The organism is Streptomyces sp. R818, from assembly GCF_056172735.1.
Genome location: NZ_JAOCNE010000003.1, coordinates 1417657 through 1433905 on the forward strand (window position 1 = coordinate 1417657; position 16249 = coordinate 1433905).

11 protein-coding genes and 1 pseudogene are annotated in these 16249 nt (G+C 71.5%); 2 read left to right on the forward strand and 10 right to left on the reverse strand.

What is annotated here, in order from left to right:
• Positions 1-480: pseudogene (locus tag N5I75_RS11575) on the forward strand (hypothetical protein); the annotation flags it as partial.
• 109 nt (positions 481-589) lie between these two features.
• Here N5I75_RS11575 and obgE read toward each other — a convergent pair.
• The 5 genes from obgE to N5I75_RS11600 all read right to left on the reverse strand — a co-directional run bounded on the left by obgE (position 590) and on the right by N5I75_RS11600 (position 8287).
• The gene (obgE, locus tag N5I75_RS11580) at positions 590-2038 is read right to left on the reverse strand and encodes a GTPase ObgE (protein WP_476676618.1); all 1449 of its coding nucleotides are present in this window, start codon (positions 2036-2038) and stop codon (positions 590-592) included.
• Positions 2039-2170: 132 nt separating this feature from the next.
• A complete protein-coding gene (gene rpmA / locus N5I75_RS11585) occupies positions 2171-2428 on the reverse strand; it encodes a 50S ribosomal protein L27 (RefSeq protein WP_026245994.1) in 258 nt (85 codons plus the stop codon).
• 16 nt (positions 2429-2444) lie between these two features.
• Positions 2445-2765, reverse strand: coding sequence for a 50S ribosomal protein L21 (gene rplU, locus N5I75_RS11590; protein ID WP_361075264.1), 321 nt, complete (start codon positions 2763-2765; stop codon positions 2445-2447).
• A gap of 242 nt (positions 2766-3007) precedes the next feature.
• Positions 3008-7264, reverse strand: a complete 4257-nt coding sequence (locus N5I75_RS11595; RefSeq protein WP_476676619.1) for an Rne/Rng family ribonuclease — start codon at positions 7262-7264, stop codon at positions 3008-3010.
• Positions 7265-7504: 240 nt separating this feature from the next.
• Positions 7505-8287, reverse strand: a complete 783-nt coding sequence (locus N5I75_RS11600; RefSeq protein WP_476676620.1) for a TIGR03936 family radical SAM-associated protein — start codon at positions 8285-8287, stop codon at positions 7505-7507.
• Between the two features lie 206 nt (positions 8288-8493).
• Between N5I75_RS11600 and N5I75_RS11605 the strand changes: the two genes are divergently transcribed.
• Positions 8494-9081, forward strand: coding sequence for a TerD family protein (locus N5I75_RS11605; protein ID WP_476676621.1), 588 nt, complete (start codon positions 8494-8496; stop codon positions 9079-9081).
• Between the two features lie 127 nt (positions 9082-9208).
• On the opposite strand, the gene N5I75_RS11610 is transcribed toward N5I75_RS11605, so the two are convergent.
• From N5I75_RS11610 to N5I75_RS11630, 5 genes are all read right to left on the reverse strand, one after another.
• The gene (locus tag N5I75_RS11610) at positions 9209-9787 is read right to left on the reverse strand and encodes a hypothetical protein (protein ID WP_476676622.1); all 579 of its coding nucleotides are present in this window, start codon (positions 9785-9787) and stop codon (positions 9209-9211) included.
• Complete coding sequence (locus tag N5I75_RS11615; protein ID WP_476676623.1) at positions 9784-11568, reverse strand: alpha/beta hydrolase; 1785 nt, start codon at positions 11566-11568, stop codon at positions 9784-9786. Before N5I75_RS11615 ends, N5I75_RS11610 begins: the two co-directional genes overlap by 4 nt.
• Positions 11569-11574: 6 nt before the next feature.
• Positions 11575-12021 (reverse strand): hypothetical protein, encoded by a 447-nt coding sequence (locus N5I75_RS11620; protein ID WP_476676624.1) that lies wholly within the window; start codon positions 12019-12021, stop codon positions 11575-11577.
• Between the two features lie 384 nt (positions 12022-12405).
• Positions 12406-14367, reverse strand: coding sequence for a TIGR03960 family B12-binding radical SAM protein (locus N5I75_RS11625; protein ID WP_476676625.1), 1962 nt, complete (start codon positions 14365-14367; stop codon positions 12406-12408).
• A 41-nt stretch (positions 14368-14408) separates the two neighbouring features.
• A complete protein-coding gene (locus tag N5I75_RS11630) occupies positions 14409-15932 on the reverse strand; it encodes a CYTH and CHAD domain-containing protein (protein ID WP_476676626.1) in 1524 nt (507 codons plus the stop codon).
• Positions 15933-16249: the final 317 nt, after the last annotated feature.

Sequence of the window (16249 nt, forward strand, 5' to 3'; positions counted from 1 at the left end):
GCGATCTTCACCTGCTTCAACCAGGCCGACGTCCTCATCTCCGACGTCTCCTCGGTCGTCTCGGACTGGCTGGCCAGCGAGAAGCCGTACGCCGTCGCCAACACCTCAGGGCTCACCGAGGCCGAGTTCCGCGCCGGTTTCCCGACGGTCAGCGCCGCGACGATCCTCGCGCCGGACGCGAAGGACGTGCCCGCCCTTCTCGCGGCCGTGCGCGGCGAGAGCGACGACGTGTACAGCGAGGCCCGTCTTGAGCTCAAGGAGCAGCTCCTGGGCCCGACGGACCCGCCCTCCATCGACCGCTTCAACGGCGCCGTGCGCGCCCTGTGCGGGCGGGCCGACGAGCGCCGCGCCCGGATGGCGGCGCGCGGCGACACGGAGATCCCCGCGCAGCGTGAGGACTCCGTCGAGGAGCAGGTCGCCGACGCGGTCGCCTCGGAGACGGCCCCGGAGTCCGAGGACGCGGACGCGCTGACCGCGTAGTACCCGCGTACGCGTACGGGAGAGGGCCCGGGGAGTTGATCTCCCCGGGCCTTCTCCCGTACGGCTGTCGGGCCCTGCTGCTGCCAGGCCCTGATACGGCTGTCAGGCCCTAGAAGGGCTTGAACTCGTCGTACGCCTGCTCCGCCTCGTCCCGCTCCGCCTGCCGGTCGCGGCGGCGCTGGGCGGCCGGACGCGGGGCCTCCATGCGGTGGTCCTCACCGCGGCGGCCGAGCATCTCGGCGCCCGCCATCATGGTGGGCTCCCAGTCGAAGACGACCGCGTTCTCCTCGGGGCCGATGGCGACGCCGTCGCCGTTGCGCGCGCCCGCCTTCATCAGCTGGTCCTCGACGCCGAGGCGGCTGAGCCGGTCGGCGAGGTAGCCGACGGCCTCGTCGTTGTTGAAGTCGGTCTGGCGCACCCAGCGCTCCGGCTTCTCGCCGCGCACACGGAACAGCGGCTCGCCGTCGACCTCCTCGCGGGTGACGGTGAAGCCGGAGTCGTCCACGGCCTTCGGGCGGATGATGATGCGGGTCGCCTCCTCCTTCGGCTTCGCGGCGCGCGCGGCGCCCACCAGCTCGGCGAGCGCGAAGGACAGCTCCTTGAGGCCCTTGTGGGCGACGGCGGAGACCTCGAAGACGCGGTAGCCGCGCTCTTCCAGGTCGGGCCTGACCATTTCGGCGAGGTCCTGGCCGTCGGGCACGTCGATCTTGTTGAGGACGACGAGGCGCGGCCGGTTCTCCAGGCCCGCGCCGTACTCGCGCAGCTCGGCCTCGATGACGTCGAGGTCGGAGACGGGGTCGCGGTCGGACTCCAGCGTCGCCGTGTCCAGGACGTGCACGAGGACGGAGCAGCGCTCGACGTGGCGCAGGAACTCCAGGCCCAGGCCCTTGCCCTGGCTGGCACCCGGGATGAGGCCGGGGACGTCGGCGATCGTGTAGACCGTCGAGCCCGCGGTGACGACGCCGAGGTTCGGGACCAGCGTCGTGAAGGGGTAGTCGGCGATCTTCGGCTTGGCGGCCGAGAGCACCGAGATCAGCGACGACTTGCCGGCGCTCGGGTAGCCCACCAGGGCGACGTCGGCGACCGTCTTCAGTTCGAGGACGACGTCGCGCAGGTCGCCCGGGATGCCGAGGAGGGCGAAGCCGGGGGCCTTGCGGCGGGCCGAGGCGAGCGCCGCGTTGCCGAGGCCGCCGCGTCCGCCCTGGGCGGCGACGAACGTCGTGCCCTGGCCGACGAGGTCCGCGAGCACGTTGCCCTGCTTGTCGAGGACGACGGTGCCGTCCGGGACGGGCAGGACCAGGTCCTCGCCGTCCTTGCCGGAGCGGTTGCCGCCCTCGCCGGGCCGGCCCGCGGTGGCCTTGCGGTGCGGCGAGTGGTGATAGTCGAGGAGCGTCGTCACCGACTGGTCCACGACCAGGATGACGTCGCCGCCACGGCCGCCGTTGCCGCCGTCCGGGCCGCCGAGCGGCTTGAACTTCTCACGGTGGACGGAGGCACAGCCGTGGCCTCCGCTACCCGCGGCGACATGCAGTTCGACGCGGTCCACGAAGGTGGTCATTGGTCAGTGCCTCCAGAAACGTACGTGGTTACTACAGCGTGCTGCATCCATGGGCAACACGCGAAAGGCGGACCCGCTTCCCCAGGGGGAAGTGAGGTCCGCCTCGCGAAAAGAACTGGTCTGCTACGCCCGTCAGGCGGCGACCGGAACGATGTTCACGACCTTGCGGCCACGGTGGGTACCGAACTCCACCGCACCGGCGTCGAGCGCGAACAGCGTGTCGTCCTTGCCACGACCCACGCCGTTGCCCGGGTGGAAGTGGGTGCCGCGCTGGCGGACCAGGATCTCACCGGCGTTGACGGTCTGGCCGCCGAAGCGCTTCACGCCGAGCCGCTGAGCATTGGAGTCGCGCCCGTTCCGAGTGGACGATGCGCCCTTCTTGTGTGCCATGTCTCAGTCCCTACCCTTACTTCGCAGCCGCGGGGATCTCAGTGACCTTGATCGCCGTGTACTGCTGGCGGTGGCCCTGACGACGGCGGTAGCCGGTCTTGTTCTTGTAGCGAAGGATGTCGATCTTCGCACCCTTGTGGTGGTCCACGACCTCGGCCTGGACCTTGATCCCGGCCAGCACCCACGGGTCGCTGGTCACGGCGTCGCCGTCGACAACGAGCAGCGTAGAGAGCTCTACGGTGTCGCCAACCTTGGCCGTGGGGATCTTGTCAACCTCAACGATGTCGTCGACAGCAACCTTGTGCTGGCGACCACCGCTGCGCACGATGGCGTACACGCGGATCTCTCTTTCGCTCGGAACGGGACTCCCGCAGTCCAGCCGCACGGGTGCGGCCTCTCCGGGGAATCCCAGGGGGATGCGCCCGGAGGAAGAAGGTTTACGGGAGTGCGGCGTATCGATGGACACGCCGACGGTCAAGATTACGGGTCCGCCCCGACAAGGGTCAAACCGGCCCTTCCGGGGAAGGGCGACGGCCCTGTACCGCGGCGGTGCGCCGCGGTACAGGGCCGTCGGCCGGCTCAGGCTTCGTCGGCCGCGGCCGAGACGGAGGGCGGCGTCTGCTGCCCGGCCGCCGCGGTCTTCTTCGCGGTCGCCTTCTTGGCGGTGGTGGTCTTCGCCGCCTTCTTGGCCGTCGTCTTCTTCGCTGCCGTCTTCTTGGCCGCGGTCTTCTTGGTGGCGGCCTTCTTCGCCGTCGCCTTCTTGGCCGTCTTGCGGGCCGTCTTCTTGGCGGCGGGCGCCTCGTCGGCGGCCTCCGTCCCCGACTCCGTCGACGGCTCGGCCTCGGCCTTCGGGGCCTCCTCCGCGGCCGACGGGACGACCAGGACGGCCGCCTCCTCGGACGCGGTGGGCGCCGTGGCCTTGCGGACGGCACGGCGGCGCGGACGCGGCGCGGGAGCCTCCTGCGCGGGCTCGGCCTGTACGGGCGCGGGCGCCTCGGCGACCGGCTCCTCGGCCTGCACCGGCTTCACGGGCTCGGTGACGGTGACCGCGGCGGCCTCCTCGGAGGACGCCTTCGGGGCACCGGCGGGCGCGGTCGCCTTGCGCGTGGCCCGACGACGCGAACGCGGCGCGGGGGCCTCTTCCTGCACGGGCTCGGGCTGTACGGGCTCGGGCTGCACGGGCTCGGGCTCCTGCGGGGCCGGGGCCTCGACGACCGGCTCGGGCGCCGGGGCCGGGGCCTCGACGGCCACCGGCTCCTTGGGCGCGCCCGCCGGGGCCGACGCGCGGCGCGTGGCACGGCGGCGCGAACGGCCACCACGGCTCGCCGCGGCCTCCGCCTCGGCGGCGCTGGAGTACAGCTCCTCGTCCGGGGCGAACTCGGGCTCGGTCAGCGCCTTGGGGGCGGCCGCCTCCGCGGCGACCTCCGCCTCGGTCTCGGCCGGCTCGGCGGTGGTCCGCGTCTCGTGCTCGTGACCCTGGTCGTGGCCGTGGTCGTGGCCGTGGTCGTGCTCGCCGCCGTTGCCACCGCGGCCGCGCTTCTTGCGCTTGCCGCCGTTGGAGCCGCCGGAGACCGGCTGCTCCATGTGGACGATGACGCCGCGCCCGTTGCAGTGCACACAGGTCTCGGAGAAGGACTCCAGGAGGCCCTGGCCGACGCGCTTACGGGTCATCTGGACCAGGCCGAGCGAGGTGACCTCGGCGACCTGGTGCTTGGTGCGGTCGCGGCCCAGGCATTCGAGCATGCGGCGCAGGACCAGGTCGCGGTTGGACTCCAGGACCATGTCGATGAAGTCGATGACGACGATGCCGCCCAGGTCGCGCAGGCGCAGCTGGCGCACGATCTCCTCGGCCGCCTCGAGGTTGTTCCTCGTCACGGTCTCTTCGAGGTTGCCGCCCTGGCCGGTGAACTTGCCGGTGTTGACGTCGATGACGATCATCGCCTCGGTCTTGTCGATCACCAGGGAGCCCCCGGAGGGCAGCCACACCTTGCGGTCGAGCGCCTTGGCGAGCTGCTCGTCGATCCGGTACGTCGCGAAGACGTCGACCTCGCTGGTCCACCGCTGCAGGCGGTCGGCCAGGTCGGGCGCCACGTGGTTGACGTAGCCGTGGATGGTCTCCCACGCGTCGTCACCGCTGACGATGACCTTGGAGAAGTCCTCGTTGAAGATGTCGCGCACGACGCGGACCGTCATGTCCGGCTCGCCGTACAGCAGGCTCGGCGACGACGTAGAGATCTGCTTGGACTTCTTCTGGATGTCCTCCCACTGGGCCTGCAGACGCTCGACGTCGCGGCGCAGCTCATCCTCGCTCGCGCCCTCGGCGGCGGTGCGCACGATGACGCCCGCGTCCTCGGGGACGATCTTCTTGAGGATGGTCTTCAGACGCGCCCGCTCGGTGTCGGGCAGCTTGCGGCTGATGCCGGTCATCGAGCCCTCGGGCACGTAGACCAGGTAGCGGCCGGGCAGCGAGATCTGGCTGGTCAGGCGGGCGCCCTTGTGGCCGATCGGGTCCTTGGTGACCTGCACGAGCACGGACTGGCCGGACTTGAGCGCGGTCTCGATGCGGCGCGGCCCGTTGGCCATGCCGAGCGCCTCGAAGTTGACCTCACCGGCGTAGAGCACGGCATTGCGGCCCTTGCCGATGTCGATGAAGGCGGCCTCCATCGACGGCAGCACGTTCTGGACCTTGCCCAGGTAGACGTTGCCGACGTACGAGGTCGACTGCTCCTTGTTGACGTAGTGCTCGACGAGGATGTCGTCCTCAAGGACGCCGATCTGGGTGCGCTCACCGTTCTGGCGGACGACCATCACGCGCTCGACGGCCTCGCGGCGCGCCAGGAACTCGGCCTCGGTGATGATCGGCACGCGGCGGCGGCCCTGCTCGCGGCCCTCGCGGCGGCGCTGCTTCTTGGCCTCAAGACGCGTGGAGCCCTTGATGGACTGCACCTCGTCCGAGGAGGTCGACGCGCGCTCGCGCTCGGCGAAGCTGTCCTTCTTGCGGGGCTCACGGACCTTGACGACCGTGCGCTCCGGGTCGTCGGCGCCGTGCTGCTCGCTCTCGGGGGCGGCGTCCCCGGCGCGACGGCGGCGGCGACGGCGACGGCGGCTGCTGCTCGACCCGGAGGCGGAGCTGTCGTCGCGCTCGTCGTGGCCGTGGTGCTCGTCCTGCCCGTCGTGGCCGTCCGCGCCGTCGGCGGCGGTGTCCCCGTCCGTGTCGGCGGAGTCGTCCTGCTCGGCGTCGTCGGAGTCCGTCTCGCCGGACTCGTCCTGCTCGTTCTCGGCGTCGGCGGACTCGCCGCGGCGACGGCGGCGGCCACCGCGGCGGCGGCGCCGGGCCGGACGGTCACCGTTGTCGGTGTCGGTGTCCTGCTCGTCGTGGTCGTCGCCCTGCTCGTCCGCCTCGGCGGGCTCGGCGGGCTCCTCGGCGGCGACCTGCGGCTCCGCCTCGACGGGCTGCTGCTCGTCGCTCGCGCGCCTGCGGCGGCGACGGCGCGGCCCCTGCTCCTCCTCGGCGGCCACGACGGCGGCACCGGCGGCGGGCTCGACGGGCGCGGGCTTCTCCTCGGCGGCCTCGGCCGCGGCAGCGGCGGCGGCGCGCTCCGGCGTCTGGAACATCGGCTCGGTGAAGACGGGCGCCTGGAAGACGGCGACGGAGGGCCGCTTCGGACGGCCCCCGCCCTCGTCCTCGCGGCCCTTCGACGCGGACCGCTGGGCCTTCGGCTCGGCGAAGCCGCCGGCGGCCTTGCGGGTGGCGCGGCGACGGCCGCGCGGCGCGGGCTCCTCGGCGGGCTCGGCCTGCGCGGCGGGCTCCGCCACCGGCTCGGCGGCCTGCGCCTCGGGGGCGGCGACGGCGCGGGTGGCACGGCGGCGGGCGCGGCGCGGCGCGGCGTCCTCGGCCGGCTCCTCGGCGGCGGGCTGCTCGGCGACCGGCTCCTGCGGCGCCTCGGCGGCCTCCTCGACCGCCGGGGCCACGGGGGCCTCGGCGGTGGCGGTGGGCGCGGAGGCCGTACGGGTGGCGCGGCGACGGCGGCGCGGCGCGGGCTCCTCGGCGGCGGGCGCGGCGGCCTCCGGCTCGGCGGCGGGCTGCTCGGCGGCCTGCTCGGCCTGGGCCTCGGCGGTGGGCGCGGACGCGGCACGCGTGGCACGGCGCCGACGCGGCGCGGGCGCCTCGGCGGCGGCCTCGGGCTCGGCGGCGGGGGCGGCCTGCTCGGCCTGCTCGGCCTGGGCCTCGGCGGTGGGCGCGGACGCGGCACGCGTGGCACGGCGACGACGCGGCGCGGGCGCCTCGGCCGCGGCTTCCGGCGCGGCGACGGGCGCGGTCCCGGCGGCGGGAGCGGCCTGCGCGGTGCTCTGCGCGTCACCGGTCTGCGCGTCACCGGTCTGCGCGTCACCGCTATGCCCCGGCTCGGCGACCGGCGTCGACACGGCGCGCGTGGAACGGCGGCGGCTGCGGCGCGGCGCCGGCTCCTCGGCCGCGGGCTCGGCGAGCTCCTGCGGGGTGGCCGCGGCGGCGACGGCCTGTACGTCTTCCTGCTCCTCGTCCGGCACGGACGCGGCGGCGGGCGCACCGGCCGGCGCGGAGGCGCGGCGGGTGGCGCGGCGGCGCGGGCGGGCGGCGGGCGCGGCGTCCTGCGCCGGGGCCTCGGAGGCGGGCGCGGCGGTCTCGGACTCGGCGTCCGCGGCGGCGGCCGGTATGGCCGGCGCGTTCTCGACAGCGGCGGCCTGACCGGCGGGCGGGCCCGCGGGGCGCGACGCGGCCCGGCGCCGACGGCGCGGGGGCAGGGTGTCGCTGGGGCTGTCCAGTTCGGGGCTGGTCGCTTCGTTCTGCTCGGGCATGCGGGTGTCTCCCGTCGGCCCCCGGGCGCCGCGCCTCATCCGGATGACCGGTGACGCCTGCGGCTCGCGCGTCTGGCGCGGTGCCGCCGGTCCGGGGCGCGGGCGCCGCACGGGGGCTCTCTGTCTGTTCTCGCCGGTTCCGGTACGCGATGTACGTACGGCCTGGCGAAAGTCCTTGGGTGGGTGCGCTGCCCGACCCAGGTGGCTCCCGAGTACGAGGGCGGCGCTACGACGACCGCCTTACGCGGGACCTTCCACGGCAGACGCCGTCGCGGTGGCAGTTCCGGCGGCCTCCGGTCGGGGGGCCTGGACTGCCTCGCGGTCGGGCGCGAGCGGGTCGGTCACCGTGCCGGTCTCTTCATCGAAAGGCCCCTGCGCCAGCCTGGTCACCGCTGCGGGGACCGGCGGCGCCAGGTCAGCCACGGCGCGGAGACCGGACAGGACGTCGTCGGGTCGTACGGCAGGCGTCACGTGCCGAACAACCAGCCGCAGTATCGCACAAGCCCCGTCACCGGGCCTATCGACCTGCGCATCGACGGCCTCGAGACTCGCTACAGCCTCCCGGGCGTCGAACGTGCGGATGCCGTTCTTCGTACGCCGCTGGACCTCGACGGTCTCGGCGGCCCGGAACGCCTCCGCGGCGCGCCCGGCCTCCTCGACGCTCACTCCGTCGAGCCGCAGCTCCCACACGGAGGCGGCGAGCCGCTCGGCGAGGCCCGAGGTGCGGGCCTCGACGGCGTCGACGATGTCGAGGCCGACGGGCATCGACTCGTCGAGCAGCTTCCTCAGCGTGTCGGGGTCGCGCTCCGCGGTGAGGGCTATCTCCAGGTACTCGGCCTCACTGCCCGTGCCGGTGGGTGCGGCATTGGCGTAGGACACCTTCGGGTGCGGCGTGAACCCCGCCGAGTACGCCATGGGCACCTCGGCGCGGCGCAGCGCCCGCTCGAAGGCGCGCTGGAAGTCTCGGTGGCTGGTGAACCGGAGGCGGCCGCGCTTGGTGTAGCGCAGTCGGATGCGCTGCACCGCGGGTGCGGGCGGCGGGCCTACGGGCTGTCGCTTGCCCAGTGTCCTGATCCTTCGTGAGTACGGTCGTGCCGCTACCAAGACTACGTCCACGTGGCCCGTCCGGTTCCCGCCGCACGGGCACTCACGCGGCCTCGTGGACGTTGACCTTCTGGAAAAGGCAAAATCAGCGCTGCAACCAGCGCCACTACGAGGGGGCTCCCCGCATGATCACGCTCACGAAGGAAGACGGCCCGGCGGACCTGGACGGGGTGACGCACCTGTCCATCGGGGTCTCGTGGGACCCCACCTCCGGGAGCAGCGGCGGCGTCATGGGCGCCCTGCGCCGCAAGCAGGGCACGGACCTGGACCTGATTGCCATCGCGATGCAGGGCGCGGACCCGGTGCGCCTGGCCGGCCTGGACTCGCTCGACCCGCTGGGCAACGGCTCGCTGGTGCACTCGGGTGACAACCAGACGGGCAAGGGCGACGGGGACGACGAGACGGTCACCGTCGAGTTCGCGCGCATCCCGCAGAACATCACGGCGATCATCTTCATCGCCGCCGCGTTCAAGAAGGGCAGCTCCTTCCAGAAGGCGCGCAACGTCAGTATCAAGGTCTACGACGCCACGGGCGGCAGCAGCCAGCAGGTCGCGGACATCTGGCCCTCCATGCTGAGCACGGACAACGGCTGCGCGGTGGCCAAGGCGGTCCGCGCCCCGGGCGGCGCCTGGAAGCTCGAGGTCATCAACACGACAGGCAAGATCAAGCAGGGCGACGAGGTCGCCCTGATGCGCTTCGCCGTGAGCAAGTAGCGATCAGGCCACAGGACCAGGGCTTCAGGGCTTACGCCGAAGGGGCGGCCGGTTGCTGGTCAACCGGCCGCCCCTCCGCGTAGCCGCTCGCGCACAGGAACGACGGTCCGGACCGTGATGGGTGCCCTTAGTACTCCTTGTTCAGATCGTCGCCCTCCGCGGCCTTGAAACAGCCGGAGACGACCGTGACAACGAGGAGCGGTTCCTTTTCTCCGGAGTCGCCGGTGATCTGCAGCGATGCGTTGACGGAGAACCGTTCGGTCGTGGAGTCCGCGGTCAGCTCCAGGTTCTTGTTGGGGCTGCTGTCGGGCCCGTAGTCGACGATCTTCCAGCCGTGGTCAGGCAGCGCGTCCTTCAGCCTCTGGAAGCCCGCTTTCAGCTCCTCAGGCGCGGCCTGGTAGATCGACCATGGGTGACGCGTCTTGTACTGATGATCCGGATCTTCGCCGCAGGTCGAGATACCAGGCCCGGGCTCTGTGACCTTGCCGTCCTTGATGGCGATCATGTCGAGGATCTGACTGGAGAGGGAGCTGGCCTTCTCGCGGGCCTCGTCCACGGGAAGCGTGGGGGGTGGCGTCGTGCTGCCGGGGTCGTCTTTCACGTCCTTGGAACATCCTGTCAACAGAAGCGGAAGGGCCACGGCGACGGCGACGGCGAGCGCGCCCCACCGAGAGCCGGAGCGGTTCCTGAGCGGATTCACGGTCATTCCTTCACGTTGCCGTACTTGCCGACCACCACAGCGGCCTGATTGTTCAAGGACACGGAACCGGCGTCCCAGTAGCCGCTGTGCCCAGAGGTGTCGACGTCCATGCGGTGGGCTCCGAAGGATTCATCGGAGGGGATCGAGATGATCGGTCCGGCGTTGTACGGGACCCCGTGCCACGTCGAGACACCCCACTTGCGACCGCCCAGAGCTTCCTGGCCCAGGAGAGGCACGGCGTCGTCCCGGGCCGCCTCCGACCACACGTGATCGCTTCCGACATCCAGTTGGGAAGCGTCGCTGACAAGCATGCCGGGACTGCCGGCGACGACCATGTCGTCGGCAGCGATATGACCCGGCATCTTCGCGGCGGCCCCGACCGTGGTGGTGCCGTAGCTGTGGCCGACGAGCGTGGTGTGGCTGGCATCCGGGCCGCCCTGGGCGGTTTGCAAGCCGTCCATCAAGCTGTTGAGCGCAGGCGCTCCCTCATAGGCGTAGTGCCGGGCGGCGGCGTTGGGAATCTGGTCGGGGGCGTCGTAGCCGATCCACGTGATCGTGGAAGTGGTCTGGCTGGGAGAAGCCGTGTTGGCAGCACGCCACAGTTCCGACATCCGATTGATGTCACCATGCGCGTTCGCCAGACTGGCCCCGGTGCCCGGCACGTAGACGGCCGTGTTGTCGGCGGTGTCCGGGTTGCCCGTGGCGACGATCGCGCGCCCGTCGCCCTCGGTACTGAAGCCCAGAAGGTATGCCTGCGGCAACCCGCTCCGGGCGTTGCTTTGCTCGTCCTTCTCGTGCAGTCCGCTCGTGTCGAGGCGACCCTGAATGGCCTGCATGCCCGTCATCCGGTCTTGGAGCGTCACCCACTTCTGCCACTCCGGGTTCACCACCGAGGAGGGCGGGTCGCCCTTCATGATGAACTGGGGTGGATTGAGCGGCAGTTGGTCCAGTTCGAGCTGGGTCTGCGCCATCGTCTGCGCGAGCACCATCCGGTTCGAGGTGTCGCGGGCGATGCTCGGGATGCCGTCGAGCGCGCCGACCTGGGCCGGATACAGCGTCACGTACTCGTCGCGCTGCTCCTGAGTGAGGTGATCCCACCAGGCCTTGTTCTCCGCCGGGCTCTTGCCGTGCGGGATGTCGCCCATGGCGACCACGTCGCCGGCGGTCCGCTGGACGGCCCGCATGTCCTTCCCCGAGTCCGCGAGCATCTCCTTGGTGACCGCCAGCCCTGCCGGGGCCTTGAGTCTGCGCAGTACTCCGGCATAGCGGCTGTCGATCTCGGTCGCATCGCTGACGGCCCTGGAGATGCGTTCCGCGATGTCCTCCGCCTTGGCCTTGTTCCCGTTGCCCTGTCCCTCGCTCATGCCCGGCAACAACGGCGGTTGTGCACCCGGCGTGGCCTTGTCGGTCCCGGGAACGAGCGGCACCGGATTGGGGTAGGTGACGGAGCCGTCGCTGTTGACCGTGAAGCCGAGTGACTCCGCGTCCTCCAGTGCGTGTGCGAGTTTGCGCTGCGGCGCGGCCAGCTCGGTGGCGAGCGCGTTGAGGGTGGTGCGGACCAGGCCGCACTCGCTGTGCAGGTACTGGTAGTTGTCGCGGAGCTGATTGAGCCGGCCGACAGCCGCGTCCGGTGTCTCGCCTCTCTGTGTGCTGCGGACAGGAATGGACATCTCCTGGTCCACGCGGACCCTGGAGGCGTCGGAGCGGCTGCTGACGTTGGACCAGCCGTCGGCGGCGTCCTCGTATTCAGTGATCTTCAGATCGCGCAGTTGCTGCCAGGTGGGCACGCAAGATCACCTGGCCCAGCCGGGCTGGCCGGGCGTGTGAACGCCGCCGACCTTTTCCTTGACCCTGTGGTCGGTCTCGCCGAACTTCTTGCCCGTCTTGCCGAGGATGCCGTGCAGATGCTCGCACTCGTCGCGGACCGCCGTCAGGCGAGCTTCCCACGTCGGCTGGATCTCCTTCAGCGCGGTCGTGGAGTCGAACCCCTCCGTGCCGCCGCCGACACCGTCGTCCGACTTCCTCAGCTCGGCCAGACCCGCATCTGTAGAACTGCGCAACTCATCGGCGACGCGAGCGGCACCGGTCCACGGGGTGTCAGTGATCAGAAGGTCGGGGCCGCCACCGCCGGTGGTCGGAGTGGTGTAGCCGCCGTCGGCCGAGGCGCTGTTGAGCTGCGTGTGAGTGGTGCGCCGTTCAGCGGCATCGGTTTTGAGCTGTTCCCATTCGTCCCACGCCACGTACTCTTCCCTCCCCGTGTCCCGAGCCCGCTCGGGACATTGCCGCACCTACCGCTTACCACACCTGACGACTTGTCCGTGACCGACGGTACGAGACTGTTGTGCCGTGTGACGTCCGTGAGGGTGCTCAGATTCGCGCTGAGTATCTGTACCTAGATGAGCGAGTCGGGCGCAGGAGGTGGCAACGGACCTTCGGCAGTGGCTCGGATCGAGTCACCGTTCGTCGTCAGGATCTCGGCCTTACGAGCTGAACGAATGGCCCTGCGACGCGACTCCGGTACCTCGATGCGCCCCAACGACGGAAAGGCGCCCGGGCCGATGCCCGAGCGCCTCTCGTTGCCTGGAACCGTCCGGCTGGGATTCAGCCGGACGGATCGCCGCACATCAAGCCGGTTTGACCACGCTCAGCGGCAGCAGCTTCTTGCCCGTCGGGCCCACCTGGATGGACGTGTCCATCGCCGGGCAGACGCCGCAGTCGAAGCAGGGGGTCCAGCGGCAGTCGTCGACCTCGGTCTCGTCGAGCGAGTCCTGCCAGTCCTCCCAGAGCCAGTCCTTGTCGAGGCCGGAGTCGAGGTGGTCCCAGGGGAGGACCTCCTCGTAGGTGCGCTCGCGCGTCGTGTACCAGTCGACGTCCACGCCGTGGGCGGGGAGCGTCTTCGCGGCGCACTCCATCCAGCGGTCGTAGCTGAAGTGCTCGCGCCAGCCGTCGAAGCGGCCGCCGTCCTCGTAGACCGCGCGGATGACGTCGCCGATGCGGCGGTCGCCGCGGGAGAGGAGGCCCTCGACGATGCCGGGCTTGCCGTCGTGGTAGCGGAAGCCGATGGAGCGGCCGTACTTCTTGTCGCCGCGGATCTTGTCGCGGAGCTTGGTGAGCCGGGCGTCCGTCTCCTCGGCCGACAGCTGCGGCGCCCACTGGAACGGGGTGTGCGGCTTGGGGACGAAGCCGCCGATCGACACCGTGCAGCGGATGTCGTTGGCGCCGGAGACCTCGCGGCCCTTCTGGATGACGTTCATCGCCATGTCGGCGATCTGCAGGACGTCCTCGTCGGTCTCGGTGGGGAGGCCGCACATGAAGTACAGCTTCACCTGGCGCCAGCCGTTGCCGTAGGCCGTGGCGACCGTGCGGATGAGGTCTTCCTCGCTGACCATCTTGTTGATGACCTTGCGCATGCGCTCACTGCCGCCCTCGGGGGCGAAGGTGAGGCCCGAGCGGCGGCCGTTGCGGGTCAGCTCGTTCGCCAGGTCCACGTTGAAGGCGTCGACGCGGGTGGAGGGGAGCGAGAGGCCGATCTTGTCTTCCTCGTAGCGGTCCGCGAGGCCCTTGGCGATGTCGCCGATCTCGGTGTGGTCGGCGGAGGAGAGCGAGAGCAGGCCGACCTCCTCGAAGCCGGTCGCCTTCAGACCCTTCTCGACCATCTCGCCGATGCCGGTGATGCTTCGCTCCCGCACGGGGCGCGTGATCATGCCGGCCTGGCAGAAGCGGCAGCCGCGGGTGCAGCCGCGGAAGATCTCGACGGACATCCGCTCGTGGACCGTCTCCGCGAGCGGGACGAGCGGCTGCTTCGGGTAGGGCCACTCGTCGAGGTCCATGACGGTGTGCTTGGAGACCCGCCACGGCACGCCCGACTTGTTCGGCACGACGCGGCCGATCCGCCCGTCGGGCAGGTACTCGACGTCGTAGAACGCCGGGACGTAGATGTTGCCCGTCCTCGCGAGGCGGAACAGGACCTCCTCGCGCCCGCCGGGCCGGCCCTCGGCCTTCCACGCGCGGATGATCTCGGTCATGTCGAGGACGGCCTGCTCGCCGTCGCCGATGACCGCCGCGTCGATGAAGTCCGCGATCGGCTCCGGGTTGAACGCCGCGTGGCCGCCCGCGAGGACGATCGGGTCGTCGAGCGTACGGTCCTTGGACTCCAGCGGAATGCCCGCCAGGTCGAGCGCGGTGAGCATGTTCGTGTAGCCGAGCTCCGTGGAGAAGCTCAGGCCGAAGACGTCGAACGCCTTGACCGGGCGGTGCGAGTCGACCGTGAACTGCGGCACCTGGTGCTCGCGCATCAGCGCTTCGAGGTCCGGCCAGACGCTGTAGGTGCGCTCGGCGAGGACGCCCTCGCGCTCGTTCAGGACCTCGTAGAGGATCATGACGCCCTGGTTGGGCAGACCGACCTCGTACGCGTCCGGGTACATCAGCGCCCAGCGGACATCGGCGGACTCCCACGGCTTGACCGTGGAGTTCAGTTCTCCGCCGACGTACTGGATCGGCTTCTGCACATGCGGGAGCAGCGCTTCGAGCTGCGGAAACACAGACTCGACCACTTGGGGTGCCGCGGCGGCGGCTTCGGCAGGCATAACCGTGGACCTTTGTGAGCTGGCAGGGGTGACCCTCAAGCCTAACCCGCCGACAAGCGCGGCTTCGCCGCCCGCTTCCACACCTCCGGCAGCGCGCGCTCCCCGTCGGCCGCCGCCGCCTGCTCCTGCCCGTACAGCACACCCCACGCGAAGGCGGTCTCGCCCGCCGCGTGCGCCTGGATCGCCAGATCGCGCAGTGCTTCGCGGGCGACGACGGAGTCCTGGTGGTCGCCGAGCAGCGACTGCACCTTCTTGACGCGCTTCGCGAACTTCTTGGACTGCTTGCCGAGGGCGGCGACGCCGGTCTCCCCGGCGTACCGGGCGCGCTTGGCGGCCTTGCGGGCGTCGTGCAGGGCGTGGTCGCGGTCGGTGCCGGGCGGCAGGGAGAGGGCGTGGTCGATGCGGGCGGCGAGCCGGGCATGGTCCTTCAGCGCCGCCTTGACCAGCACCTTCGCGGCCGGGCGGTCGGCGGCGGGCAGCAGCGGCGGGGCGGCGAGCAGCGCGTCCAGCGTTTCGAGGAGGGCCAGGTAGCGCCGGCCGTCGAGCACGGCGACGGTGTGGCGGCGCGAGCCGAGGCGGCGGGCGACGGCCCAGATCCGCAGCCGGCCGCGTACGGGGCCCAGCAGGAGGGTGCGGGGCAGCGCGTCGATCCGGGCGGTGAGCCGCTCGGTCAGCACCTCACGGTCGCGGTCGACGCCCAGCTCCCCGGCGAGCCACTTCAGCTCCTCCCCCACCGGCTCGGTCACGGCCGGGTCGAGGACCTTCTTGTACGTCTTGAACGCGCTGCGCAGGCGCCGGGTCGCGACCCGCATCTGGTGCACGGCGTCGGGCAGGTCCCGGCGGACGGCGGGGTCGAGCTCGACGAGGGCGTCGCGCTGTTCGCGGAGCCGGGCGAGGACGTGGTCCCCTGCGGTGACGGGCTTTCGCTCAGCGGATGTCCCGGGGCTGCGGATCCCGGTCTCGTCCATGGCGCGGGCCAGCTTCGAGGGGGAGGCGGAGCGCTCGACCCCGGCCTTGCGGAGCCGCTTCTCGACCTTGCCGAGGAAAGCGGGGTCGCCGTCGTCGGCCAACTCGACCTCGATCTCCGTCCACTCGGTGGACCGCTCGGCCTGCTCGCCGCCGATCCGCTCCGCGCGTACGGCGTCGACGCAGACCTCGGCGAGTACGGTGCCGTCGGCGTCGGCCAGATGGGTGACGTCCCGGGACGAGCGCAGCCGCACCACGGGGACGAGCTGCGCGCCCCGCACCCGGGACCGCACGAGGCCCGTCAGCGCGCGCGGCACCTCGTCGGAGAGCGGCGCCCGCACCTCGTCCCGTACCCCGTCGGCGACCGCGACCGGCAGCTTCAGGTGCCATCCGGCGTCGTCGCCGCCGGTGCGCCGCCGCAGCGTGATCCTCTGCGCGGCGAGCCGTTGATCGGGGGTGTCGTAGTACACGGCGTCGAGCTCCACGACCCCTTTGTCGATGACCTCCGCGACGCCGGGGACCTTGTGCAGGTCGGGCAGCCGGAAGCCGTCCCCGGGGGCGTCGTACTTCCGCTCGATCTCGCGCTTCGTCTCCGCCATGATTCGAATCTAGACGGCACGTTGGGCCCCGGATAGGGGGCGTGGCGGCTCCGCCGGGAGCCGGAGAGGGTTGCGAGCGGGGCCGAGACGGGGACCCGGGTCGCGTCCGGTCCTTCGGGGGCGGTCCTTCGGGCGCGGGTCACGTCGTGGCTGGTCGCGCAGTTCCCCGCGCCCCTGAGATGTGCACTTCGTGCGCCATCTCCCCGGGGAAGGCTGCGCGCAGCGCATGCCTTCAGGGGCGCGGGGAACTGCGCGACCGGCCACGACGTGACCCGCACCCGCAAAAAGACCAGCCACCCACAACGGCGAAGAGGCGG